Origin of the sequence: Streptomyces sp. NPDC099050, from assembly GCF_044759865.1 — a bacterium.
In the GTDB taxonomy this organism is placed as follows: domain Bacteria; phylum Actinomycetota; class Actinomycetes; order Streptomycetales; family Streptomycetaceae; genus Streptomyces.
The window spans coordinates 71,104-91,947 of sequence record NZ_JBIWAE010000025.1; the positions used below are offsets into that span (position 1 = coordinate 71,104).

Below are 20,844 nucleotides of genomic sequence, written 5' to 3' on the forward strand. Positions count from 1 at the left end.
CTAGGGGCAGCCTCGGACAATGCTTCCGGCAGCTCCACAGGGAGGGCGGGGCCCGTTATGGATCAGGTGGCTGAAGCTTCGAGGCAGAACCACATCCACGTGCCGAAGCCATCCGTGCTGAAGCCCCAGGACAGGCTGAGCGCGGCGATGATCGCGAGGCCCCGGCCTGATTCCCGCTCCGCGCAGCCGGAGACCATGCCTTCGGAACGGGGCAGGTCGGCGCTGTCGTCATGGACCGCGCACACCAGACGGCCTGCGGTTTCATCGTGCTGGATGACCAAGCGCAGCTCGTCGCTGGTCGTGTGCTCGACGGCGTTGGCGACCGCTTCGGACAGCAGGAGGCTTCCGTGGTCGGCCAGTTCCCGGGCCGGGGCGCAGGAGTCGAGGGCGCGCCGGGCGTGCGAAGCGGCCTGAAGGGGTCTCGCCGCCGGACATCGCCTGAAGTGCACATGCCTACCGCAGTACGGGGTACACGCGGCTGACGACCCCAAGGAGGCACCATGTCCGCGTTGCTCACCCGTATCAAGCAGTTCGCGCGCAGCCCGCAAGGGCGGCGTCTCACCGCCTCGGCCCGGCGTTCCGCTGCCGACCCCCGCAAGCGCGCACAGGCCGGCCGACTGCTGAATCGCCTGCGCGGGCGCCGCTGACCGGGCCCGCGGCGGGCTGGCCCGCCAGTACCACGAGGCCGTTTCCTTCGGACCACCTCGCCGACCAGATGAAGATGGCGGCGAGGTGGAGTCCAGCGAGGTGGATGGTGGCGGTCTTGTCGTAGCGCCGCTTCCCACCCTGGCAGCGGCGCGTACGGGCAAGGGGGCCCTGCCGGACCGGACCCGGACCCGGCCGGTATGCGACCCTGGAAGGGCCTACCGGGCCTGTCCGACTCCGCGCGGCCCGGCCGCCGACAAGGGATACCACCATGTCCCAGCGCGCGTTCCTCGCCTCCCATGCCGTCCCGGCGGTGCTCACCAGCGCCGCCCTCGCCCTGCTGCTGACGACGCCCGGCGCGCCCGCGGCGGCGGCTGAGCGCGCGGCAGGGCCGAGCCCGCAGTCAGCCGTGCTGTCGATTCCGGCCATCGGCGTGTCCGGGCTGCCCGTCGTCCCGTACCGCGGAAGCCCCGACGACGCGCCGGGCACTCGAATCCAGGACCGCGGCGTGGCCGCCAGCCCGCACGGTCCCACCGGTGGCGTCGGCCCCGGCGATGTCGGCAACTACATCGTCACCGGGCACCGCATCGTGGCGGGCGGGCCGCTTCGGGCGCTGCCGTCACTGCCGACGGGCGCGTCCGTCGTCGTGACCTCCGGCGGTGTGAGGTACGAGTACACGATCACCACGACCCGGACGACCTCCTTCCGCTCCCCGTCCTCCATGGCCGCGCAGCGCGCCGCCGTCCCCGGCTTCCCCGGCGTCGCCCCTACCCGCGCGATGATCACCGTGACCACCTGCCTCACGCCCGAGGACGATGCGGCGGGCAATCACTGGCGGGACGCGCAGAACAACCCCGAACACCGCATCGACAAGATCGGCGTTCTCACAGCGACCACGTCCTGACCGTCCCGCTCCCGCGCCGTCCGTCCCCGGGAGGGCGAAGGTCACAGCTCCAGCCCTTATGGACCTCTTGCTCCGTATGTCACTCTGGCGGGCACACCGGCTCTCGGCCCTGCCCGCCGACCCCGCCGACCCCGCCGACCAGTACGGAAGCGCCCATGCCCCTGCATGTCCCGTCCCGAGCCGCAGCCGCCGCGGCGGCTGGAGCCGTGGTCGTCCTGATGGCGGCTTGCAGCACCACTCAGGCTGCCGCCGGCGCGGCGGCTCCCGCACCGCCGACGAGGGCAGCGGCACCCGCTTCGGCCCCGGCCGCCACCACCGCACGGCCGTCCGGGCCGTCGGTTGCCCTCCTGCAGACCGAAGCCTCCGTCCTGTCCATACCCTCGGTGGGCATCACCGGGCTGCGCGTGATGCCGTACGAGGGCACCACCGACGATGCGCCCGGCACCCGTATCCAGGACAAGGGTGTGGCGGCCAGCCCGTACGGGAAGCATGGCGGGGTCGGGCCCGGCCAGGAGGGCAATTTCCTGGTCACCGCGCACCGCCTGTCGGCGGGCGGCCCGCTGCGTGACCTGCCCGCCGTGGCGAAGGGCGACTCGGTGCTCGTGACCGTGGGCGGTGTGGAGTACACGTACGAGATCACCGCGAGCCGCAAGACGTCCTTCCGGTCGGAACGCTCGCTCAGCGAGCAGCGCGCCGCGGTCCCCGGAAAGCCCGGGGTGACCCCGACCCAGGCCATGATCACGATCTCGACCTGCGCTACCCCGGAAGACCATGCCGAGGGCAACTTCTGGAGCGATGCCCAGGGCAATCCCGAGCACCGCATCGACAAGATAGGCGTTCTTCGCAAGACGACCGCAGCGCCGCCTGCCGGATAGCGCCATCCAGCCCTCGCGGGGTTGCGGCCGGGCCCCTGCGCGTACCCGGGAGACGGTTTTCGCCGGCCGCGCGATCATTGCCGCAGTCCACTGACATCGAGCGTCACTCCCGGTGTGGGCCGGGTCGATGGGGTTCTGTCGTGTCGGCGAGGGATTCGGCCCGTACGTCCGGCCGGCTGCGAACGACGCCGATCCGCGGTTCTGTATCGACGTCGTTCACAAGAGCGGAGCGAGCATGGGGCAGGGTTACGGCACGCGGATGCAGCCGCCGTTGATCCCCTGGTGCAGCATGGCCCTACGGGTGTTCGGACCGTACTCCCCGTCAGCGGCGGTTCCCGCCTTGATCTGAGTACGGATCAGTGCGTTGCGGGTGTTCCCGCCGAAGTCTCCGTCTTCAACGAGGCTCTCGCCGTAGCAGAGGTTCATGGAATGCTGGAGCTTCTGTACGGCCGGGCTGTTGGTGCCGCGGACCATGTTGCAGTTCACGGTGTTGCCCGCCTTGTACATCGGCACCCACGCGCCGGCGTACGAGGCGACCCAGTCACAGGTCGGTGTGGCGGCTTCCGCCGTGCTCAGGGGCGCAATCCCGAGCGCGACTCCGGTGAGAAGCGATGCTGCCAGCGCGGCGAATTTCCTGCGCATGAAAACTCCTTGGCCAGTGGGGGGACGCGACAGGTGGGGTCGGTGCTGCTTCCTGTGCAGTGGAGAGCGTGATGGATTTTGCATGGACACGTCAATACATGAGGGTGATGCGCTTCGCCCGGTAGGGGCCCCTGTGCCGTCCGCCACGACGAGTCACGCACCGGCCTGCTCCAGGAGACCGGCACCGCGCGAGCCGCACCTGGCCGCGTGACCCGGACACCGGCCAACGCCGACCACCCCTGCCTCAGGTGGGCATCAGGCCGCTCTGGTACGAGATCGCCACCGCTTGGGCTCGGTCGCGGGCGTCGAGCTTGGCCAGGATCCGCTTCACGTGGGTCTTGACGGTGGATTCCGCGAGGGAAAGCAGCTCGGCGATTTCCGTGTTGGACAGGCCGTGGGCGACCTGCCGCAACACCTCGCGTTCGCGGGCGGTGAGTCGCTCCAGGCGCGCGTCGGCCGGCGCCCGTGGGCCCCCCGAGCGCGTGGGTGCGGGCTGGGCCGCGAGCCGGGTCAGGATGTCGCGGGTGACGGCCGGGTCCAGCACGGCCTGACCGTCCGCGACGGTCCGTACGGCCTCGATGAGGCGTTCGGGGGAGGCGCGTTTGAGGAGGAAGCCGCTCGCCCCGGCCCGGATCGCACTCCATACGTATTCGTCGTGGTGGAACGTCGTCAGGACCAGCACCCGGGTCGGCAGACCGGCGGCCACGATCCGCCGGGTCGCCTCGACCCCGTCGATGCCGGGCATCCGTACGTCCATCAGGACGACGTCGGGGACGAGTTCGTGGCACAGGCGGACCGCCTGGATGCCGTCCGCCGCCCGCCCGGCCACCTCCAAGCCGTCCTCGGTCCCGAGGATCAGCTCGAGGCCGGCCTGGAGCAGGGCGTCGTCGTCGGCCACCACGATCTTGATCCGTCGCTCGTCGCCGGCCGCTCCTTCGGCGTGCCGGGTCATCGGACCGGGAGCGAGACGCGCAGGCGGAACCCGCCCCGCTCGCCCTGCCCGTGTTCGAGCCTGCCGCCCAGGATCGAGACGCGTTCGGCGATGCCGAGCAGACCTCGTCCGGGCTCGTAGCCGTTGACCGCGCCCCGGCCGTCGTCGCTGACCTCGATGTCGAGTCGGTCCCCCACCCGGCGGACGGTCACGTCGGCGGATCCGGCGCGGGCGTGCTTGACCGTGTTGGTGAGCGCCTCCTGCACGATCCTGTACGCCGACATGTCGAGGCTGCTGGGGAGTTCGTCCCGGCCCGGATCCACCTGCGCCGCCACACTGATCCCGGCTTGGGCCATCCGGTCCGTCAGACGGCTCAGGTCGCCGAGCCTCGGCCGGGATCCGGCCGGTTCGGTACGGCGCAACAGGCCCAGGACCCGGTCGAGTTCCTCCAGCGCGTCGCGGCCGGAGTCTTCCAGTTGGCCGAGCACCTCGCGGGCACGCTCCGGGTCGCGGTCGAGCAGCCTGCGGGTGGCGCCCGCCTGAATCAGCATCACATTGAGCGTGTGGCCGACGAGGTCGTGCAGCTCACGCGCCATCCGGGCGCGCTCCCCCGCGATCACCTCCTCGCGAAACCGGAGTTGGGTCGCATCGCGTTCCTCCAGGCGCCGCGCGGCGCCGAAGCCGATGGCCCAGACGAGGAGCCACAGGAACAGCACCCCGGCCGGCACCACGGACCAGAAGTCGCGTTCCTGCTGTCCGGTGAAGTAGGCGATCATGCCGAGGAACGCGGCGAACGGACCGGTCCAGGCCCGGGTGCGGCTCGCGTGCAGGCCGAGGGAGTACAGACCGATCAGGTTCGCGTACGGGGAGAGCGGGTTCTCCAGGCCCCACAGCGCTTCGACGGACAGGGCCGCGGTACCCACCAGGTACGAGGCCAGCGGCGCGGTCCTGCGGCAGGCCAGCGGTCCGGCGACCGCCGCGGCGAACAGGACGGCGCGCGTCGTGCCCGCGTCCTCCCCTGCGGCCGGCCCCCGTTGCTCGACGAGCATGACGGCGAAGAAGGCCACGGCGAGTACGGCATCCGCGGCCACGGGGCGGGCGAGCAGCGGCGGGCCCGCCGGCATCCGCCACGTACGGGGCGGCCACCACGTGCTCAGGTGGTTCGCGGGTCGGCGCATCGCTGCCAGGTCCTTCCAGCCGGGGGCTCCGGAGGCTGACTGTCCCCTGTTGGGCGCACGTTAGCCGGGGACCGCGGGGTGCGCATCGTCCCTGTGGGGTACGCGGCCCGGGCAGCCACCCCTGCGGGGGTCCGCCGGGTGCCTCCGGCAGGGGACGCGGCCGAGGCGGCTCCATTCCTAGCGTGGCGAGCACGAACCGCACCGCCCCTGGAGGACCCGTGAACCGCTCACCGGCAAGGTCGCACTGGCATCGCCCACTCATGCTGAACTCCGCTCTGATGTTTGCCGTTTCGCTGCTCTGCACCGTCGCCGCGCTGGTCGACGACCGCCAACTCCTGGGTGATTCGCTCTGGTTCAAACCGATGAAGTTCGGCCTGGCCTTCGGCATCTATGGAGTCACGCTCGCCTGGCTCCTGAGCAGGCTCGACAAGGGGCGTCGGCTGGGCTGGTGGACCGGCGCCGTCATCGCGGTGGCCGGGGTGATCGACGTCTGCGCCGTCGTCTACGCCGCCGCCCACGGCACCTACAGCCACTTCAACGAGAACACCGACGCCGTCGCCCGGAACGTCGGCGCGGCCTTCTCGATCGGTGTCATGCCGCTCCTCCTGGCCACCCTGGTCATCGCGACGCTGGTGCTGCTCCAATCCGGCACCGACCGGGCGCTCACCGTCGCCCTGGGCGCGGGGCTCACGCTCGCTGCCGCCGGCATGGCCGTGGCGGTCTGGCTCAGCACCCTCTCCAGCGAGCCCCGCACCGTCCCGGACGCGGCCGGGAACCCGGTCGTGCTGAGCGGCGGTCACGGGATCGGCGATCCCGACGGGCGGGGGATGCCGCTCACCGGCTGGAGCCTGACCGGCGGAGACCTCCGTGTACCGCACCTCGTCAGCATGCACGCCATCCACGTCCTCCTGCTGCTCATCGCCGTGATGCACCTGTACGGGACCCACTCCCGCCGGCGGCTCGACGACGGGGTCAGGACCCTGATCGTCGGCGCGTTCGCGGGCTGGTACGCGGGGTTGTTCGCCGTCCTCACCTGGCAGGCACGACGCGGCCAGTCCGTGGCGCACCCGGACCGGCAGACGCTGATCGCACTCGCCGCGGTGACGCTACTGACCCTCGCCGTCACCGCCCTGGGCCTCACCCTCACCGCCCGGCGCGCACGGCGGACGCGGCATGCCTGATCCTCCGGCCGGATACGGAAACCTGGCCGGCGGGAGGAGCAGCCCAGCCGGCTTTTGTGAGCATTCGTCAGCCTTCGTGTCCCAGCCGCACGTCCCGCTCGGTGCGCCCGCCGCCCGCGACCTGCAGGACCGCCGCCACCGGCGGATAGCCGGCCGCGATGACCGTGTACTCGCCCGACGGCAGGTCGATGAACCGGAAGGTCCCGTCCGGACCGGTGGTCAGGGTGTCCACCACGATGCCGGCCGCGTCGAGCAGGGTGACCCTGGCATCCTCGACCGGCCTTCCCGCGCCGGCGCGAACCGTGCCGCGCAGGACCGCGCCGCCCGCGAGCTCCACGTCCTGGCGGGTCTCGCGGGAGGCCCGCACGCTCACCGGCACTGCTGCCGGCCGGAACGCCGGCGCGCTCGCGGCCAGGGTGTACTCCCCCGCCACCAGTTCCGAGATGGCGTACGTGCCCTCCTGGCCGGTCCGGGTGGAGGAGATCACTTCGCCCCGGACGTCGGTGAGGGTGATGGCCGCGTCGCGGACCGGGGTGCCGTCGGCCGTGACGACCGTGCCGGCCAGCCGTCCGGCGCCGCCGAGCACCACGTCCAGCTCGACGGGCCGCTCGCCCACGGTCACGCTGACGGCCTGCGGCTGATGGCCGCCGGCCGCCGCGATCAGGACGTACGAACCGGGGCCGCGCACGCTCAGCGCATAGCGTCCGTCGGGTCCGCTGGCGCCCCGGCCGGCTTGATGGCCGCTCACGTCGATCAGGGTCAGGGCTGCGCCGGGGACCGTGCTGCCGTCGGGGTGCCGGACGGTTCCACAGACCGGCAGCCCGCCCGGTTGGGCGGCGTCGGTCGAGGTCCGCGCGGCGGGGACCTCGCCGGGGAGCGGCTGCGGGAGAGCCTCGGAGAGCAGCGAATCGGCTGCGGGGGCGTTGTGGGACACCAGCGGTTTCTCCTTGAGGAAGCAGGCGATGAGCAGGCCGAGGACGAGCACCGGCACGAGGTAGAGGAAGATCCGCGGCATGGCCTCGGCGTAGGCCGCGACGTACGCGTCCCTGACGCTCGGAGGCAGGGAGTGCACCAGCTGCGGGGTGATGGCGGAGGAGGCCGGGAGCCCGGCGCCGACGGGCAGCCGGTCGGCCAGGGCATCGGTCAGCCGGCCGGCGAAGACCGTGCCGAAGACGGCGGCTCCGATGCTGCCGCCCATCTGCCGGAAGTAGTTGTTGGCGCTGGTGGCGGTGCCGAGGTCGGTGGGCCGCACGGAGTTCTGCACGGCGAGGACCAGCACGGGCAGCACCAGCCCGATTCCGATGCCGAGGAGGGCCATCCACATGCTGTACGCGAGCCGGGTGGTGTCCGTCTCGAGCCGGGACAGCAGCCACATGCCGAGGGTGGACAGCGCCCCGCCGAGGACGGGGTACACCTTGTAGCGTCCGGTCCTGCTGATCAGCTGGCCGGAGACGATGGAGGCGACGACGACCCCGCCCATCATCGGCAGCATCAGCAGCCCGGACTCGGTGGCGGTGGCGCCCTCGACCATCTGAAGGTAGGTCGGCAGATAACTCGCGGCGCCGAACAGCGCGATCCCGACGACGGCCCCGACCAGACCGGTGACCGTGAAGACCGGGTCGCGGAACAGCCGCAGCGGGATGATCGGTTCGGCCGCGTGGTGCTCGGCGACCACGAAGAGCAGGGACGTTCCGGCAGCGCCGACGGCGAGTCCCAGGATCATCCGCGAGTCCCACGCGTACTCGGTGCCGCCCCAACTGGTCAGCAGCACCAGGCAGGTCGAGGCCGCGGCGAGGAGTACGGCGCCGATCACGTCGAGCCGGGGCCGGACCGTGGGCTTGGGAAGCTTCAGCACGACGGCGATGACGGCCATGGTGATCAGCCCGAACGGGACGTTGATGTAGAAGCACCACCGCCACGACGCGTGGTCGGTGAAGAACCCGCCGAGCAGCGGTCCGGCGACGGACGCGAGGCCGAAGGCCGCGCCGATCAGCCCCATGAAGCGGCCGCGCTGCCGGGGCGGCACGATGTCCGCGATGATCGCCTGCACACCGATCATGAGCCCGCCGGCGCCGATGCCCTGGACCGCACGGAAGGCGATGAGTTCGTTCATGGTGCGCGACCAGCCCGCGAGCGCGGAGCCGATGATGAAGACCACGATGGCGAATTGGAAGACGCTCTTGCGGCCGAAGAGGTCGCCGAGCTTGCCGTAGAGCGGCAGCCCGATGGTGGAGGTGAGTAGATAGGCCGTGATGGCCCACGACATCCGGTCCAGGCCCTGGAGTTCTCCGACGATCTTCGGCAGTGCCGTGGCGACGATCATCTGCTCCAGCGCGGCGAGCAGCAGCGCCAGCATCAGCCCGAAGAACACCAGCCGGACCCGGCGCGGGCTGAACTCCTCGGCCTGCGGCCCCACGTCGGCGGAGGGCGGCGGCCCGCTCGCGATGTCCCGGCCTCCCGGCTCGGGACGGTTCCTCTTCTCGAAGCGGACCGGAGCCGCCCGCGCGGCGGCCTGCTCGTCCGTCACCAGAGTGATACCGCCCACGTCCTGCTCCCCTCGTTGCCTCAGGCAATCTCGCCTGCGCCGCCCTTTTCTCGCATTCGGCAACAACAGGAGCAAACGCGCGGATTGACGTCCCGGAGCTGCCCGGCGGGCATACGAGCCGGTGGGAGGGGGTGGCGTGAACCATCGGCCGGTACGGAGAACCACCCGAACCGGTGAGGGTCCGGACCGGCCCGTGACCGGGCCCTCGCGTCCCGGACCCGGCCGACCTGCCAAACGCACCCGGCATGCGCACCAGGCCCGCTCCTCGCGCGGATCTCCCGACGCCGCCGCGCTCGTCAGCCGGAATGGGGACTTGCGCGTGTGAACCGGCATGTGGGTGCTGCGGCTACGGCACCTGGAAAGTACGATCAAGCAATGTCTGACATGACCGAAACCACGCCCGGCTGGCTGACCACGGATGAACTCGAAGTGGCCAGGGCCCAGATGCCGATCCTGTACGTGACGGCGGTTCCTGTGCGGGTAGACGAGAGCGGCGAAGTCACGGGGATCGGGCTGCTGCTGCGCATGGGTCCGGACGGAACGGTCAGCCGGACCCTCGTGTCCGGCCGCGTTCTCCACCACGAGCGGGTCCGTGACGCGCTGTTGCGCCATCTGGAGAAGGACCTCGGGCCCGTGGCCCTGCCCCGTGTCCCCGCATCCCTCCAGCCCTTCACCGTCGCCGAGTACTTCCCCACCGCCGGCATCACCGCCTATCACGACCCCCGCCAGCACGCGGTGTCGCTGGCCTACGTAGTCCCGGTGGCGGGCGACTGCCGGCCCCGGCAGGACGCGCTGAACCTCGTCTGGTTCAGTCCCCAGGAGGCCGCCGACCTGGCCGTGCACGACGAGATGCCCGGCGGCCACGGCGTGCTGCTGAAGCAGGCGCTGGCGCACACGGGACACACCTACTGAGAGCCCCGCACCGCGGTCGTGACGGCGTCTCGGCGGGAGAGGCCACGCCTCGACGGCCGGGCGACCCGGCGAGATCCGCGCACCACACTGCGCGGGGCCCGGCAGTCCCTCCGGGCCCTGACGATCTCGACGCGGTGAAGATCGCGGTGGCCCTCCTCGAACTCCGCCGGCTGCCCGGCCCTCCCGCCGGTTGACGTGGATCGGCGGGAGCGGCCCTCACTCCTGGGAGTGTGCGTGGTGTTCCCGCAGGAAGGCGTCGAGGGTGCGGGGCGGGCGGCCGAGGAGGTCGGCGACCGTGGTGGTCGGATGCTCGGGCCGGGTGAGGGCGAGTTACTGGATCTCGGTCACGTGCTCGGCGAGCCAGGCGGGCATGTGGGCGTTGCGGATGCGGCTGTCGCGCAGTTCGTCCGGAGCCAGCTTGACGTAGCGGACCACACTGCCCGTCAGAGCGGCCAGCCGTGCGGCGAGTTCGGGGTACGCGACGGCTTCGGGCCCGGTCAGCGTGCAGGTGCAGCCGGCGATGCCGGGCCTGGTGCCTCCTACGAGCTGGTGACCGGCGACCTGACGGCGGCGCGGAACGGGTGTGCCCGGTGCCCCGTGGGGAAGCTTCTGGTGGAGATCAGCGTCAAGAAGGAAGGCCATGGGAACCCGGACGTTCACCATTCCCCCGGTGCGGACCGGCTTTCGCTGGCGCATCAACCCACACCACTCCGCCGGAATGGACACTGACGCGAATGCGTTGGCATTCGGGCTGTTCAGCGACGACCCGCGGGTGCCGGCCCCGGTGCATGCCGACAACTACACCACGTGGGCGGCACTGTTCTTCCCCGACGTGAACCCCGACCTGCTGGCCCGTTGGTGCCGCTTCAACGCGGTGTACACGGTCATTGAGAACAAGCAGGAGGCCCTGTACGAGACGAGCGGCGCCGGTAGCGCCGAACGGCTATGGGGACCGCGACACTTCCCGCGCTGCTGGAGCGAAACCTTTCCGCGGAGGAATGGGAATCGGCCGAACGGGGGCAACTCGACCGCCTGACCGCACATCACTGCTACCTCGTCAACGACCTGTACTCGCTCACGCTGGGCCCTCACACCAGGAGCCGACGAGTACTGCGACCGCCTGGAGGACATCAGCGCGGGGAACCTGCGCTACCACCAGACTTCGCCACGATTCCACGGGGACGGATTCGAGGGCGTGTTCACCGGCGGGCAACTGCGGCTGGCCGGAGGGCGATCCGGACGGCCGTAGCCGCTCTCGGCGGCGGCAGACCAGCACTCGGGCAGGATGGCCGGGTGCAGACATCGGAGTTGATCGCGCGGGCGGCCGGACTGGCCGATCAGGGCGCCCGGCGGATCCTTGGCATCGCCGGGCCTCCCGGTGCGGGAAAGTCGACCCTGGCGGCGCTGATCGCGGACGCGCTCGGGCCGGAGCGTGCGGTGGTGGTGCCCATGGACGGGTTCCACCTCGCGCGGGGCGAACTGGACAGGCTCGGGCGGGCGCAGCGCAAGGGCGCCCCGGACACGTTCGACAGTGCCGGCTACCTCTGCCTGCTCCGCAGGCTGCGGGAACCCGGCGAACGCACCGTCTACGCACCGGCCTTCGACCGCTCGCTCGAGGAACCGATCGCGGGCAGCATCCCCGTCGACCCGGGCGTGCCCCTGGTGATCACCGAGGGGAACTACCTGCTCCACGACGCGCCGGAATGGGCGCTCGTAAGCTCGCTCCTGGACCAGGCCTGGTACTTGGCCCCCGAGGAGAGCCTGCGCGTGCGGCGCCTCATCGAGCGGCACGTCCGCCACGGCAAGGACCCCGAGTCGGCCCGCGCGTGGGTCGCCCGCTCGGACGATCCCAACGCCCTCCTCGTCGCGCGCGGCCGCCACCGCGCCGACCTCGTGGTCGGCGCCCGCTGACGACCGGGGCGCGCCGCTCTGGCAGGGGCCCGTCTCGGACCCGCGGAGTACGGGTCCGGTCAGCGGCCGGACGTTCGGCCTCCACAGCTGGCAGCGGGGCCGCAAGCAGGTCTGGGGAGGGACAGACGCATTGGCCTGCTCAAGCACCCATAGTGACGGCGCTGAGCGTAGATCGCGCCGACGGCCCAGTCCTGCAAGGGGCAGGGCGAGAAAGCGAGTTGGCGGTTCCGCCCCTGATACTGGTCCTTATGGATCAGGTCGAGGTCGTGGTAGCCCATTCCGAGCGCGCGACCCTGCGTGTCGGGGAGGTGTTCTTGAAGGTGGACGCTGATCAGACGCGCATCGATGTTGAGGTCGAGTCGATGGCGATGGCACCGGTCCCGACCCCGCGGGTCCTGTGGCGCAAGCCGCCCGTGCTTGCCATCACCGCCGTCCCCGGGACGGCGCTCGGCTGCCTGGGCGAGCCCTCGGCCGCGTCGTCGGCGGCGTGGGCCGCGACGGGTACCGCCATCCGGAAGTTGCACGCCGCCCCGTTGCCGCCCCGGCCGGGGCGGGCCGGCCGGGGTACGGACGCGCTGGCAGCGGAGCTTGACGGCGAGTGCGAGTGGCTTGTGGCGAACGGCGTCCTGCCCGCCGACCTGGTCACCCGCAACCGCCAGGTCGCTCAGTCCGCATTCCGGCCTTGGACTCCGGTATTCACGCACGGCGATTTACAGATCACTCACGTGTTCGTGGACGGCGACGAGATCACGGGCATCATCGACTGGTCCGAGGCCGGCCAGGGCGATGCCCTCTACGATCTCGCCACCTTGACACTCGGACACAAGGAACGCCTCGCCGACGTCGTCGCCGGCTACGGCACCGACGTCGACCTGGACGTGATCCGCGCGTGGTGGTCGCTGCGGAGCCTGCTGGCGGTTCGCTGGCTGGTCGAGCACGGCTTCGACCCGTTCGCGCCGGGCTGCGAGGTCGACGTTCTGCGATCCCAGATGTGAGCTGAAGGTCGGCAGTGCCGGAGATGCCGGCCTGCTCGCAGAACACGGAGATCTGCGGCTCCACCCGCTCCCAGGGCAGGAGCATCGACGTCCAGTCACCGAAGTCCTCCGCACCGACCACCGCGACGTCCCCGCAGCGCAGCTCCTCGACCAGGTGGGTGAACACCATGGCCTCGAAATGCCGGCGCACCAGCATCCCCGGACGGTCCTTCGCATACACCGTCTTACGCCACTGCGCCGAGGCGAACGACAGGTCCAACGCTGCCGGCTCCGGGGCTTCGCCACCAGCCAGCGCCGTGGGAGCCACGATCGTGTCCCGGATCAGCTCGCGGGTCAGGTGCTGGTGTGCGAGCGCGTGCCGGAGGGCGTCCAGCACGCTGCGGTCGCGTGAGGTCGGAACGAAGGTGAGCGTTCGAGCGAGCTTGGACATCGTCAGGCGGTCCGGGCGGAAGAACCGCTACACCAGCGGAGTCCAGTTCCCGCCCCGGTACGCGGCCAGCGCCTCGATCTCCGCCAGCTGGGCTTCGAAACCGCCACCGGTCTCCACCACCTCGCGGATGCGCCTGACCGCCAGCGCGTCGCCCAGGCTCACCTGGCCGACCCGGCCGGCGCGCTCATCTACGACGCCCGCTTGCCGTGCCGGGCCATCCGCTTGGACAGCATCACCACGAACTCATCCCGCACCCGCGCCCTGGCCTTCGCCACCGTGCACGCCAGCAGTGCGGTCCGGCGCGGCTCGGCCACATCCAGCATCTCCCCGACCGACAGCACCCTCGCCTGCTCCGCGAACGCGCTGACCTTGGCCGCAGCCACGCCGTCCAACCAGCGGGCGGCGTCGCCGAAGCCATCGACCAGATCGACCAGATCGCCGTGCTGCCGGAACCTCGACCATGTCGCCCGCCGGCCCGGCTCCTTGACCTGGTCGAACGGGCTGCGGCGCTCACCGTCCGGCACCACCAGTAACCCCGCCAGCCGGTCCCGGGCCGGGCCAACCCGCTCGGCAACGCCCGCGCCGACCGGCCCGGATCGCGCCGTCTTCTGGAGAAGATGCGCCAGGACACGCCGGCCTCAGGGAATCGACCCGGAAGGGCAATCGGCTGAAGGTCCGCATCCTGGTGGGCACCGCACCCCTTTACCACTCCACGGTGATCCCATCGTCCTACCGGGACGAGCTGTTCACGCGACTTGGCCCGGGCGACCTCGCTGTCTGCGGCGTGAAGGTCCGCATCATCGTGAGCGATCCACAGGACCGCGGCACGATCGGCAGCGGCGGCTACTCGCAGATCAAGGCGCTCTCCGAGGTGAGCGACGCCCCGCGCGGCCGGGTAACGGCCCTGACCGGTGACGGCGCCCGGGCACGGGCGGCCCTGTGCGAGAACCTCCAGTCGGCGATCTTCCGGACTTCTGACGCGCCTACCTGGGCCGACGGCAAGCCCTACGCCCAGCACCACAAGCTCGTCTCGGTGGACGGCGCGGCCCGCCGCAGGCCGACGACGGGACGAGGCACCCCACACCATATGCCCGGCGTGTCCCGAAACGAATAGATGTTGATCTGATGTAAACAATGATCGGATCGCCCCCGGCGCCTCCCCAAAAGAGGAGATCAGACAATGAGGCCACTGCGCCGCCCCCGCCAGGCCGCTGCCTTGCTCGCCGCACCCGCATGCGCACTCACCTTCGCCGGCATGGCCGCCACCCCCGCCCACGCCGCCACCATCGACGTCACCTGCTCTCCCGCCGCCCTCATCCAGGCCATCACCACCGCCAACAGCACCCCCACCACCTCCGACACCCTCAACCTCGCCCGCGACTGCACCTACACCTACTCGGAGCAGGTCGCCGGCCCCGGCCAGGCCGCGCTCCCCCAGATCACCAGTCCCATCACCATCAACGGGCGCAACGCCACCCTCACCCGCGACAACAAGGCCGACAACGAATTCCGCTTCTTCAACCTCCCCCCGACCACCGGCGCGAACCTGACGCTCCGAGACCTTGCCCTCACCAACGCCAAAGCCGGAGGCGGCGCCCAGGGCGGGGCCATCCAGCTGGGATTCGGCACCGTTGCTTCTCTTACCAACACCCGCCTCACCGGCAACACCTCCAGCAACGGAGGCGGCGCCATCAGCAACAACAACGGAAGCCTCCGCGTCGCGAGTTCGTACTTCAATGGCAACAACACCGAAGCCGGCCACGGCGGCGCCCTCCTGAGCACCGGCACCACGCGCGTGGACCTCAGTGTCTTCACCAACAACTCCACCGGCCCCGTCTCCGGTGGCAACGGCGGGGCGATCTCGCACAGCAGCATCTCTTCGCCCTTCGCCCTGACCGCGAGCATCCTCACCGGCAACGAAGCGCAAGGCCTGGGCGGCGCCATCCATAGCAGCGGTTTCTCCGCGACCATCGCCGACAGCCAGATCCGCCGCAACGACGCCAGAACCGGCGGGGGCATCGCCAACTTCGGCGCGCTCACCATCAACGTCCAAACCAGCATCCGCGGCAACACCGCGAGCTTCTCCGGTGGCGGCATCTACAACTTCGGAACCCTCAACACCCGCAACACCGTCATCGACGGGAACACGGTCACCCAAGGAACCGGCGCCGGAATCCACAACCAGGGCGACGCGACGCTCAACGACTCCCGCGTCACACGCAATACCGCGGCCTACGCCCCCGCCGGCCTCCACAACAACGGCGGAAGCGTCACCCTGAACCACACCACCATCGCGAACAACAACCCCGGCAACTGCGGTCCCTCGAACCCCGCTGTCACCGGCTGCACCCAGTAGGTCATCCCACGGCGGGTCCCCCCGCTCGTACCAGCCCCGACTCGTAGGCCGTGATGACCAGTTGCGCCCTGTCCCGGGCCCCCAGCTTGCCCATGATGCGGCTGACGTGGGTCTTGGCGGTCAGCGGGCTGAGTCCGAGGGCCTCGCCGATCTCGGTGTTGTTGAGTCCGCACGCGACAAGGGTGAGAACCTCGCGCTCGCGTTCGGTGAGGCATTCGGGGCCGGCCCCGGGCGGCGCTGCGGTGGGGCTGCGCAGGAAGCGGGCGATGAGCCGGGAGGTCGGTCCGGGCGAGAGGAGGGCCTCCCCGCCGGCCACCGTGCGGATCGCCTCCAGGAGTTCGGCCGGACGCGTGTCCTTGACCAGGAAGCCGGAGGCCCCGGCGCGCAGGGCCTCGACGATGTTCTCGTCCGTGTCGTAGGTGGTGAGCACGAGCACCTTCACCCCGGCGAGATCCTCGTCCGCGGCGATCAGCCGGGTGGCCTCGATGCCGTCGAGGTCGGGCATGCGGATGTCCATCACCACCAGGTCGGCGCGTTCCTTGCGGGCCAGTTCCACGGCCTCCCGGCCGGTGGCCGCCTGCCCGACGACCGTCATGTCCGGAGACGACTCGAGGAGCATCGCGAACGCGGCCCGTACGAGCGCCTGGTCGTCGGCGAGCAGAACGCGGATGGTCACGGGTTGCCTCCCAGCGGCAGTACGGCACTGACCTCGAAACCCTTGCCGGGAAGTGGCCCCGCGTCCAGCGTTCCGCCCACACTGCGCGCCCGCTCGCGCATGCCTATGAGCCCGAACCCGGGCGCGGCGCCGCCCGTGCCGGTTCCGTCGTCGGTGACGGTGACCCACAGGGAGCCCTCCTCGGCACGCACGCCGACCCGGATGCCGAGGTCCTGCCTGCCTCCGTGGCGTACGGCGTTGGTGAGGGCCTCCTGCACGATCCGGTAGGCGGCCGCGCCGACGGCGGCGGGCGGCACCTCGTCGGTGACCGTCAGGTCCACCTCGGCCCCGGAGACCCGGGCGGCCTCCACGAGACCTACCAGTCCGTGCAGGTCCGGCAGGGGGTCGCGGGCGTCGCGGGTGCCGTGCTCGCGCAGCACCTCCAGGGTGGTGCGCAGTTCACCGCGGGCGGCTCGGCAGGTCTCGGCTATGTCGTCGAGGGACTTGGCGATTGCCTTGCGGTCCAGGCGCTCGGGGTCCGCGTTGAGGACGTGCGCGGCGACGGAGGTCTGCACGCCGATCAGCGTGATGCTGTGCGCGAGCAGGTCGTGCAGGTCTCGGGCGATGCGCAGCCGTTCCTCGGCGACCCGGCGGCGGACCTCCTGCTCGCGTGTGCGTTCGGCGCGCTCGGCGCGCTCGACGACGGCGGCCACGTACTGCCGGTAGAAGCGCAGGGCGATGCCGATGAAGACCACGGCCAACACCCAGCCGGAGATCCGCAGCGCCTCGGCGGCCTGCTTCCTGTTGACGACCATCATGACGCTCAACGCCACGGTCATGGCCGTGCTGGTGGCGAGCAGGGTGTACAGGGGCCGGCAGATGACGGCGACGCTGTACAACACGACGACCGAGACCGGGAAGGGGGCGGCGTGGTTGTTGTCGAGGGCGTGGTACGGCAGGAGCAGGGCGGCCTCCGCGGCCAGCGCCGCCAGCGGGTGGCGCCGCCGCCACACGATCGGCAGCTGCGCCGCGATCAGCAGGAGCCAGCCCAGCGCGTCCGGTCGCCGGGCCGGGTCGGTGACGAGGGCGAGGAGCACGGCCAGGGCGGTGACGGCGAGGGCGAGCAGGACGTCCTGGCGGGTGGCGTGCTGGGCGGTGCGCGGGTCGCGGTTGATCAGCGTCATGATCCGCTCGCCGAGATGGGGTTTGCGTTCTGCTTCGGGCACGTGCTCATCCTCCGTCACATGGGCGCCCGTCCCGCAAGGGAGGGGCGCCCATGGAGATCACGCGGGGTCGGGAAGGTGTCAGACGCGCTCCGGCTCCCGGAGCCGGGCTTCGGGCGACGGCGCCTTGGACATGGGGCCCGGCCACCACACCTTCCGGCCGAGGGCGACGCTGGCGCTGGTGACGAGGTAGGTGCGGACGAGGAAGGTGTCGAGGAGCACACCGACCGCGATGACGAAGCCGAGCTGGACCAGTGAGACGAGGCCCATGTTCATCAGCACCGCGAAGGTGGCTGCGAGGACGAGGCCCGCGGAGGCGATGACACCGCCGGTGGTGCGCAGGGCGGTGAGCGCGGCCGCGGCCGGTTCGGCGCCGCCCAGGGATTCCTCCCGCATGCGGTGCATCAGGAAGATGCCGTAGTCGACGCCGAGGGCCACGAGGAACACGAAGGACAGCAGGCCGAGGGCGGGGTCGGTGCCCTGGAAGCCGAACAGCGGCTCGAACACCAGCCCGCCGATGCCGAGGGAGGCGCCCCAGACCGCGACCACGGCGGCGACCAGCATCAGCGGTCCGACCAGGGAGCGCAGCAGGACGATCAGGATGAGCAGGACGGAGAGGAGGACGATGGGTACGACGACCTTCTGGTCACGGGAGTTGGTCTTCTCCAGGTCGATCTGCTGGGCGCTGGGTCCGCCCACGAGCGAGCCGTCCAGCGTGTCGCGCAGGCTCTTGATCGTGCGGGTCTCCGCATCCGTCTGCGGCAGTGCGGAGGCGATCACGGACACCTCGGTCCAGCCCTCTCCCGTCCGGCCGATACGGGCGGAGGCCACGCCCTCGGTGGAGTTGGCCGCCGCGAGCGTGGCTTCGCGGCGGTCGGCCGGAGTCATGATGGTGATGGGCTGGCTGGAGCTGTCCGGGTAGGCGTCGGCCAGCGTCAGCATGGCGGAGACGGACTCCGGCCGGTCGACGAAGGCGTCCTCCTGCTTGAGGTCGCCGGGCAGGTTCAGGGCGCCGAGGGCGAGCGCCCCGAGCGCGAGGGCGCCGGCGATGAGGACGGTCACCGGGCGGCGTCCGGCGGAGCTGCCCATCGCCGAGAACAGCGAGCGGCGCTCCTTGGGAGTGCTGCCGAAGGCCGGGATGAGCGGCCAGAACACGCGGCGGCCGAGCAGGACCAGGACGGCGGGCAGCAGGCTGAGCATGGCGATCAGCGCGCACAGCACGCCGACGGTGCCGAGGGGGCCCATGGCGCGGTTGGAGTTGAGGTCCGCGGCGAGCAGGCACAGCAGGCCGACGGCGACGGTGCCGGAGGAGGCGATCACGGCGGGCCCGCAGCCGCGCAGGGCGGCCGCCATGGCCTCGTACGGACGCTCGATGCGCCGCAGTTCCTCGCGGTAGCGGGAGACGATGAGCAGGGCGTAGTCGGTGCCGGCACCGAAGGCCAGGATGGTCATGATGCTGGTGCCCGCGCCCGAGATGGAGGTGCCGAAGGCCTGGTTGAGGCCGTAAGCGACGCCCATGGCCAGGTAGTCGGAGATGCCGGCGACGATCAGCGGGATCAGCCACAGCACGGGGCTGCGGTAGATGAGGATCAGCAGGATGGCGACGACGGCAACCGTGGTGTAGAGCAGTGGGCCGGCGAGGGAGTCGTACACCTTTTTGGAGTCGCGGGTGACCGCGCCGGGGCCACCGACCTCGACGGTGAGGCCATCGGCGGAGTGGGCGGTCTCCCTGATGTCGTCGACGAACTTGATGCGCAGTTCGTCGTCGTCACCGGGTTCGTTGCTGCTGACCGGGTACATGAGCGTCGTGCCGTCCTGGGAGGCCACGCCCTGCGGGGTGTCGGTCAGCTCGTGCTCGTCGGCGATCTGCCCGATCTGCCGCTCGGCGGTCGCGCGGTCGGCGGGGGTGAGGGCCCCGTCACGCTGGTAGACGAGGACGAGCTGGGTGCTCTCGCCGCCGGGCAGCCGCTCCTGGAGTTTGGCCACCTGGGTGGAGTCGGCGTTCGCGGGCAGGTAGTCGGTGACGCGGTCCCGTGTGACGTCGGCGAGTTTCCCGGCGAACGGCGCGGCGACCGCGAGCACGGCGACCCACAGCGCGAGCACCAGCCAGGGCAGTGCTCGTCGCTGTCTCTGTGTAAGTCCGGCCCCCATGTTCGGGCCTCCCTCCGGTCCGGATGTCTTGTTGTCCTTCCAAGACTCCCGGCGGGCGAAGGCCGGATCGTCGGGCCTGAGATCGAGTTCGCGGGTACTGCCGTGGGCGGCCCCGGCGAGCGGATTACTCCCACGGGAGTAAGGCGGCATCGGATGTGAGCAGGTCCGGCCGGCTGCGTTCACTCCCGGCGGCCCTGGCTCGGCTTCTGTGAAACCTGCTGTTCCAGGTGGACGCGGCGAGGGGTAGGGAGCGGGTCATGACCGCCCCGGTCCCGGCAGGGCGGCCCCGGCCAACACCGGACCTCGGGATTCGTGGTTCAGTGGCGCAGTGCGTAGTGGATCAAGCGGGAGCCGGCTTTGTCCGCGGCTAGTCCGAGCGCGGCTCCGATCGCCTCGTCCGAGAGCTCGTCGTCCTTCGCGTTGCAGGCGGCGTTTCTGCCCGCTCGTTTCGTGGTGCGCTCCAGGGCGGCCACGGCTCTGAGCGCGGCGAGCGGAGCATCCGTTGCCAGGTGGAGCAGTTGATCCTGGACGCGGTCCAGGAGTGCTGCCAGCTCGGCGGGCAGCGGTACCGTCCGGGACTCGACGTCCACGATGTGCAGGGCCCAGTCGTCCTCGGGGCCGTCGATGACCGGCTCGTACAGGCTCATGGTCTCGACGGTGGTCCAGTCGATCGGGTACGTCCGGCCACCCCGCCAGCCACAGGCACACGCCGCGCGGGCGGCCTTCGCGTGCGGCCGGTTCAGGATCCCGCTGTACGCCCACCACTCACGTGTCTCATGAAAATTCGCGCCGCTCCCGGGATCCAGATACACCGGCCCCGGCTCGCTCCCATCAGCCAGCACCGCCCCCGCCCAGCCCTCGTGCGAAGACCCGAACTCCTCCGGCACCCACCCCATGGCCCCTCCTGCTCCCTGGCCGGCGAAGTCGCCCTCGCGCAGCCTCGCAACGCTCCCGGACACGACGGGCGCGGACGCCATCACGCCCTCGCCCAGCATGCCCAACCGCAAGGGCACCCGCGCAGAAAACACCGAAGATGATCTACCGAATCCATCCACAACGAGGACGGATGCGGCGGATCGGTCGCAACTCGCCGCGGGCGCCTAGTAGTTCCGGTCGCCCGGGCTCTCGTCCAGCCAGGCGCCGATCCTGGGCAGCACGCCGCGTCGGCCGCTCCCGGACGGGTAGCTCGGTGACACGTCGTGCGGCGCGGCCGGCCGGGCCGTGGAGGCGCCGCCGACCTGCCCGTGGCTCCGGCCCGGCGGTCGCCTCGCGGCCGGGTGTCGGTCGACGCCGCCCCTTTCCGAGCCGCG

Annotated in this window: 22 protein-coding genes; 10 read left to right on the top strand and 12 right to left on the bottom strand. The window is 71.1% G+C overall.

The window, feature by feature from the left end; genetic code table 11:
• Positions 1-62 precede the first annotated feature (62 nt).
• A complete protein-coding gene (locus ACIQV3_RS32760) occupies positions 63-449 on the bottom strand; it encodes an ATP-binding protein (RefSeq protein ID WP_403718688.1) in 387 nt (128 codons plus the stop codon).
• Positions 450-500: 51 nt separating this feature from the next.
• Between ACIQV3_RS32760 and ACIQV3_RS32765 the strand changes: the two genes are divergently transcribed.
• The 3 genes from ACIQV3_RS32765 (at position 501) to ACIQV3_RS32775 (ending at position 2,424) form a co-directional block, all read left to right on the top strand.
• Positions 501-647, top strand: a complete 147-nt coding sequence (locus ACIQV3_RS32765; protein ID WP_403718691.1) for a hypothetical protein — start codon at positions 501-503, stop codon at positions 645-647.
• 269 nt (positions 648-916) lie between these two features.
• Positions 917-1,549 carry a sortase domain-bontaining protein gene (locus ACIQV3_RS32770; protein ID WP_403718696.1) on the top strand — a complete coding sequence of 211 codons (633 nt, stop codon included), beginning with the start codon at positions 917-919 and terminating at the stop codon, positions 1,547-1,549.
• A gap of 155 nt (positions 1,550-1,704) precedes the next feature.
• A complete protein-coding gene (locus tag ACIQV3_RS32775; protein ID WP_403718698.1) occupies positions 1,705-2,424 on the top strand; it encodes a class E sortase in 720 nt (239 codons plus the stop codon).
• Positions 2,425-2,670: 246 nt separating this feature from the next.
• Here the strand turns inward: ACIQV3_RS32775 and ACIQV3_RS32780 are convergent, their stop codons facing one another.
• From ACIQV3_RS32780 to ACIQV3_RS32790, 3 genes are all read right to left on the bottom strand, one after another.
• Entirely contained in the window at positions 2,671-3,066 is a 396-nt protein-coding gene (locus ACIQV3_RS32780; protein ID WP_403718700.1) for a peptidoglycan-binding protein, read from the bottom strand.
• A 244-nt stretch (positions 3,067-3,310) separates the two neighbouring features.
• Entirely contained in the window at positions 3,311-4,018 is a 708-nt protein-coding gene (locus tag ACIQV3_RS32785) for a response regulator (protein WP_403718701.1), read from the bottom strand.
• Complete coding sequence (locus ACIQV3_RS32790; RefSeq protein WP_403718703.1) at positions 4,015-5,175, bottom strand: sensor histidine kinase; 1,161 nt, start codon at positions 5,173-5,175, stop codon at positions 4,015-4,017. Before ACIQV3_RS32790 ends, ACIQV3_RS32785 begins: the two co-directional genes overlap by 4 nt.
• A gap of 260 nt (positions 5,176-5,435) precedes the next feature.
• On the opposite strand from ACIQV3_RS32790, the gene ACIQV3_RS32795 reads away from it, so the two are divergent.
• Positions 5,436-6,356 carry a hypothetical protein gene (locus ACIQV3_RS32795; protein WP_403718705.1) on the top strand — a complete coding sequence of 307 codons (921 nt, stop codon included), beginning with the start codon at positions 5,436-5,438 and terminating at the stop codon, positions 6,354-6,356.
• A gap of 67 nt (positions 6,357-6,423) precedes the next feature.
• On the opposite strand, the gene ACIQV3_RS32800 is transcribed toward ACIQV3_RS32795, so the two are convergent.
• The gene (locus ACIQV3_RS32800) at positions 6,424-8,901 is read right to left on the bottom strand and encodes an MFS transporter (RefSeq protein WP_403718707.1); all 2,478 of its coding nucleotides are present in this window, start codon (positions 8,899-8,901) and stop codon (positions 6,424-6,426) included.
• 384 nt (positions 8,902-9,285) lie between these two features.
• Between ACIQV3_RS32800 and ACIQV3_RS32805 the strand changes: the two genes are divergently transcribed.
• Positions 9,286-9,813: an NUDIX hydrolase family protein gene (locus ACIQV3_RS32805; RefSeq protein ID WP_388496734.1), complete on the top strand. Its 528-nt coding sequence runs from the start codon at positions 9,286-9,288 to the stop codon at positions 9,811-9,813.
• A 330-nt stretch (positions 9,814-10,143) separates the two neighbouring features.
• On the opposite strand, the gene ACIQV3_RS32810 is transcribed toward ACIQV3_RS32805, so the two are convergent.
• Positions 10,144-10,455 (bottom strand): hypothetical protein, encoded by a 312-nt coding sequence (locus ACIQV3_RS32810; RefSeq protein ID WP_403718709.1) that lies wholly within the window; start codon positions 10,453-10,455, stop codon positions 10,144-10,146.
• Between ACIQV3_RS32810 and ACIQV3_RS32815 the strand changes: the two genes are divergently transcribed.
• From ACIQV3_RS32815 to ACIQV3_RS32825, 3 genes are all read left to right on the top strand, one after another.
• Positions 10,454-10,849 carry a hypothetical protein gene (locus ACIQV3_RS32815; RefSeq protein WP_403718711.1) on the top strand — a complete coding sequence of 132 codons (396 nt, stop codon included), beginning with the start codon at positions 10,454-10,456 and terminating at the stop codon, positions 10,847-10,849. The two genes, ACIQV3_RS32810 and ACIQV3_RS32815, sit on opposite strands and share 2 nt — an antisense overlap.
• A gap of 257 nt (positions 10,850-11,106) precedes the next feature.
• Positions 11,107-11,724: a nucleoside/nucleotide kinase family protein gene (locus tag ACIQV3_RS32820; RefSeq protein ID WP_403718713.1), complete on the top strand. Its 618-nt coding sequence runs from the start codon at positions 11,107-11,109 to the stop codon at positions 11,722-11,724.
• A 248-nt stretch (positions 11,725-11,972) separates the two neighbouring features.
• A complete protein-coding gene (locus ACIQV3_RS32825; RefSeq protein ID WP_403718715.1) occupies positions 11,973-12,719 on the top strand; it encodes a phosphotransferase family protein in 747 nt (248 codons plus the stop codon).
• 457 nt (positions 12,720-13,176) lie between these two features.
• Here ACIQV3_RS32825 and ACIQV3_RS32830 read toward each other — a convergent pair whose 3' ends face one another.
• Together ACIQV3_RS32830 and ACIQV3_RS32835 are read right to left on the bottom strand one after the other, a co-directional pair.
• Positions 13,177-13,311 (bottom strand): hypothetical protein, encoded by a 135-nt coding sequence (locus tag ACIQV3_RS32830; protein WP_403718718.1) that lies wholly within the window; start codon positions 13,309-13,311, stop codon positions 13,177-13,179.
• Between the two features lie 26 nt (positions 13,312-13,337).
• Positions 13,338-13,673: a hypothetical protein gene (locus ACIQV3_RS32835; protein ID WP_403718722.1), complete on the bottom strand. Its 336-nt coding sequence runs from the start codon at positions 13,671-13,673 to the stop codon at positions 13,338-13,340.
• A 161-nt stretch (positions 13,674-13,834) separates the two neighbouring features.
• On the opposite strand from ACIQV3_RS32835, the gene ACIQV3_RS32840 reads away from it, so the two are divergent.
• Positions 13,835-14,263, top strand: a complete 429-nt coding sequence (locus tag ACIQV3_RS32840; RefSeq protein WP_403718725.1) for a hypothetical protein — start codon at positions 13,835-13,837, stop codon at positions 14,261-14,263.
• A 66-nt stretch (positions 14,264-14,329) separates the two neighbouring features.
• A complete protein-coding gene (locus ACIQV3_RS32845; protein ID WP_403718728.1) occupies positions 14,330-15,505 on the top strand; it encodes a hypothetical protein in 1,176 nt (391 codons plus the stop codon).
• 1 nt (position 15,506) lies between these two features.
• Here ACIQV3_RS32845 and ACIQV3_RS32850 read toward each other — a convergent pair whose 3' ends face one another.
• The 4 genes from ACIQV3_RS32850 to ACIQV3_RS32865 form a co-directional block, all read right to left on the bottom strand.
• Positions 15,507-16,181 carry a response regulator gene (locus ACIQV3_RS32850; RefSeq protein WP_403718733.1) on the bottom strand — a complete coding sequence of 225 codons (675 nt, stop codon included), beginning with the start codon at positions 16,179-16,181 and terminating at the stop codon, positions 15,507-15,509.
• Positions 16,178-17,344, bottom strand: coding sequence for a sensor histidine kinase (locus tag ACIQV3_RS32855; protein ID WP_403718833.1), 1,167 nt, complete (start codon positions 17,342-17,344; stop codon positions 16,178-16,180). Before ACIQV3_RS32855 ends, ACIQV3_RS32850 begins: the two co-directional genes overlap by 4 nt.
• A gap of 120 nt (positions 17,345-17,464) precedes the next feature.
• On the bottom strand, positions 17,465-19,534 hold the full coding sequence (locus ACIQV3_RS32860; RefSeq protein ID WP_403718735.1) for an MMPL family transporter: 2,070 nt from the start codon (positions 19,532-19,534) through the stop codon (positions 17,465-17,467).
• A gap of 317 nt (positions 19,535-19,851) precedes the next feature.
• Complete coding sequence (locus ACIQV3_RS32865; protein ID WP_403718738.1) at positions 19,852-20,547, bottom strand: hypothetical protein; 696 nt, start codon at positions 20,545-20,547, stop codon at positions 19,852-19,854.
• Positions 20,548-20,844 lie beyond the last annotated feature (297 nt).

Excerpts from the sequence above, each read along its gene's own strand:
- ACIQV3_RS32805 (WP_388496734.1), top strand. The coding sequence starts at position 9,286 with ATGACCGAAACCACGCCCGGCTGGCTGACCACGGATGAACTCGAAGTG.
- ACIQV3_RS32825 (WP_403718715.1), top strand. The coding sequence starts at position 11,973 with ATGGATCAGGTCGAGGTCGTGGTAGCCCATTCCGAGCGCGCGACCCTG.
- ACIQV3_RS32770 (WP_403718696.1), top strand. The coding sequence starts at position 917 with ATGTCCCAGCGCGCGTTCCTCGCCTCCCATGCCGTCCCGGCGGTGCTC.
- ACIQV3_RS32795 (WP_403718705.1), top strand. The coding sequence starts at position 5,436 with ATGCTGAACTCCGCTCTGATGTTTGCCGTTTCGCTGCTCTGCACCGTC.
- ACIQV3_RS32785 (WP_403718701.1), bottom strand. The coding sequence starts at position 4,018 with ATGACCCGGCACGCCGAAGGAGCGGCCGGCGACGAGCGACGGATCAAG.
- ACIQV3_RS32765 (WP_403718691.1), top strand. The coding sequence starts at position 501 with ATGTCCGCGTTGCTCACCCGTATCAAGCAGTTCGCGCGCAGCCCGCAA.
- ACIQV3_RS32780 (WP_403718700.1), bottom strand. The coding sequence starts at position 3,066 with ATGCGCAGGAAATTCGCCGCGCTGGCAGCATCGCTTCTCACCGGAGTC.
- ACIQV3_RS32775 (WP_403718698.1), top strand. The coding sequence starts at position 1,705 with ATGCCCCTGCATGTCCCGTCCCGAGCCGCAGCCGCCGCGGCGGCTGGA.
- ACIQV3_RS32810 (WP_403718709.1), bottom strand. The coding sequence starts at position 10,455 with ATGGCCTTCCTTCTTGACGCTGATCTCCACCAGAAGCTTCCCCACGGG.
- ACIQV3_RS32860 (WP_403718735.1), bottom strand. The coding sequence starts at position 19,534 with ATGGGGGCCGGACTTACACAGAGACAGCGACGAGCACTGCCCTGGCTG.
- ACIQV3_RS32815 (WP_403718711.1), top strand. The coding sequence starts at position 10,454 with ATGGGAACCCGGACGTTCACCATTCCCCCGGTGCGGACCGGCTTTCGC.
- ACIQV3_RS32855 (WP_403718833.1), bottom strand. The coding sequence starts at position 17,344 with ATGACGCTGATCAACCGCGACCCGCGCACCGCCCAGCACGCCACCCGC.
- ACIQV3_RS32790 (WP_403718703.1), bottom strand. The coding sequence starts at position 5,175 with ATGCGCCGACCCGCGAACCACCTGAGCACGTGGTGGCCGCCCCGTACG.
- ACIQV3_RS32845 (WP_403718728.1), top strand. The coding sequence starts at position 14,330 with ATGAGGCCACTGCGCCGCCCCCGCCAGGCCGCTGCCTTGCTCGCCGCA.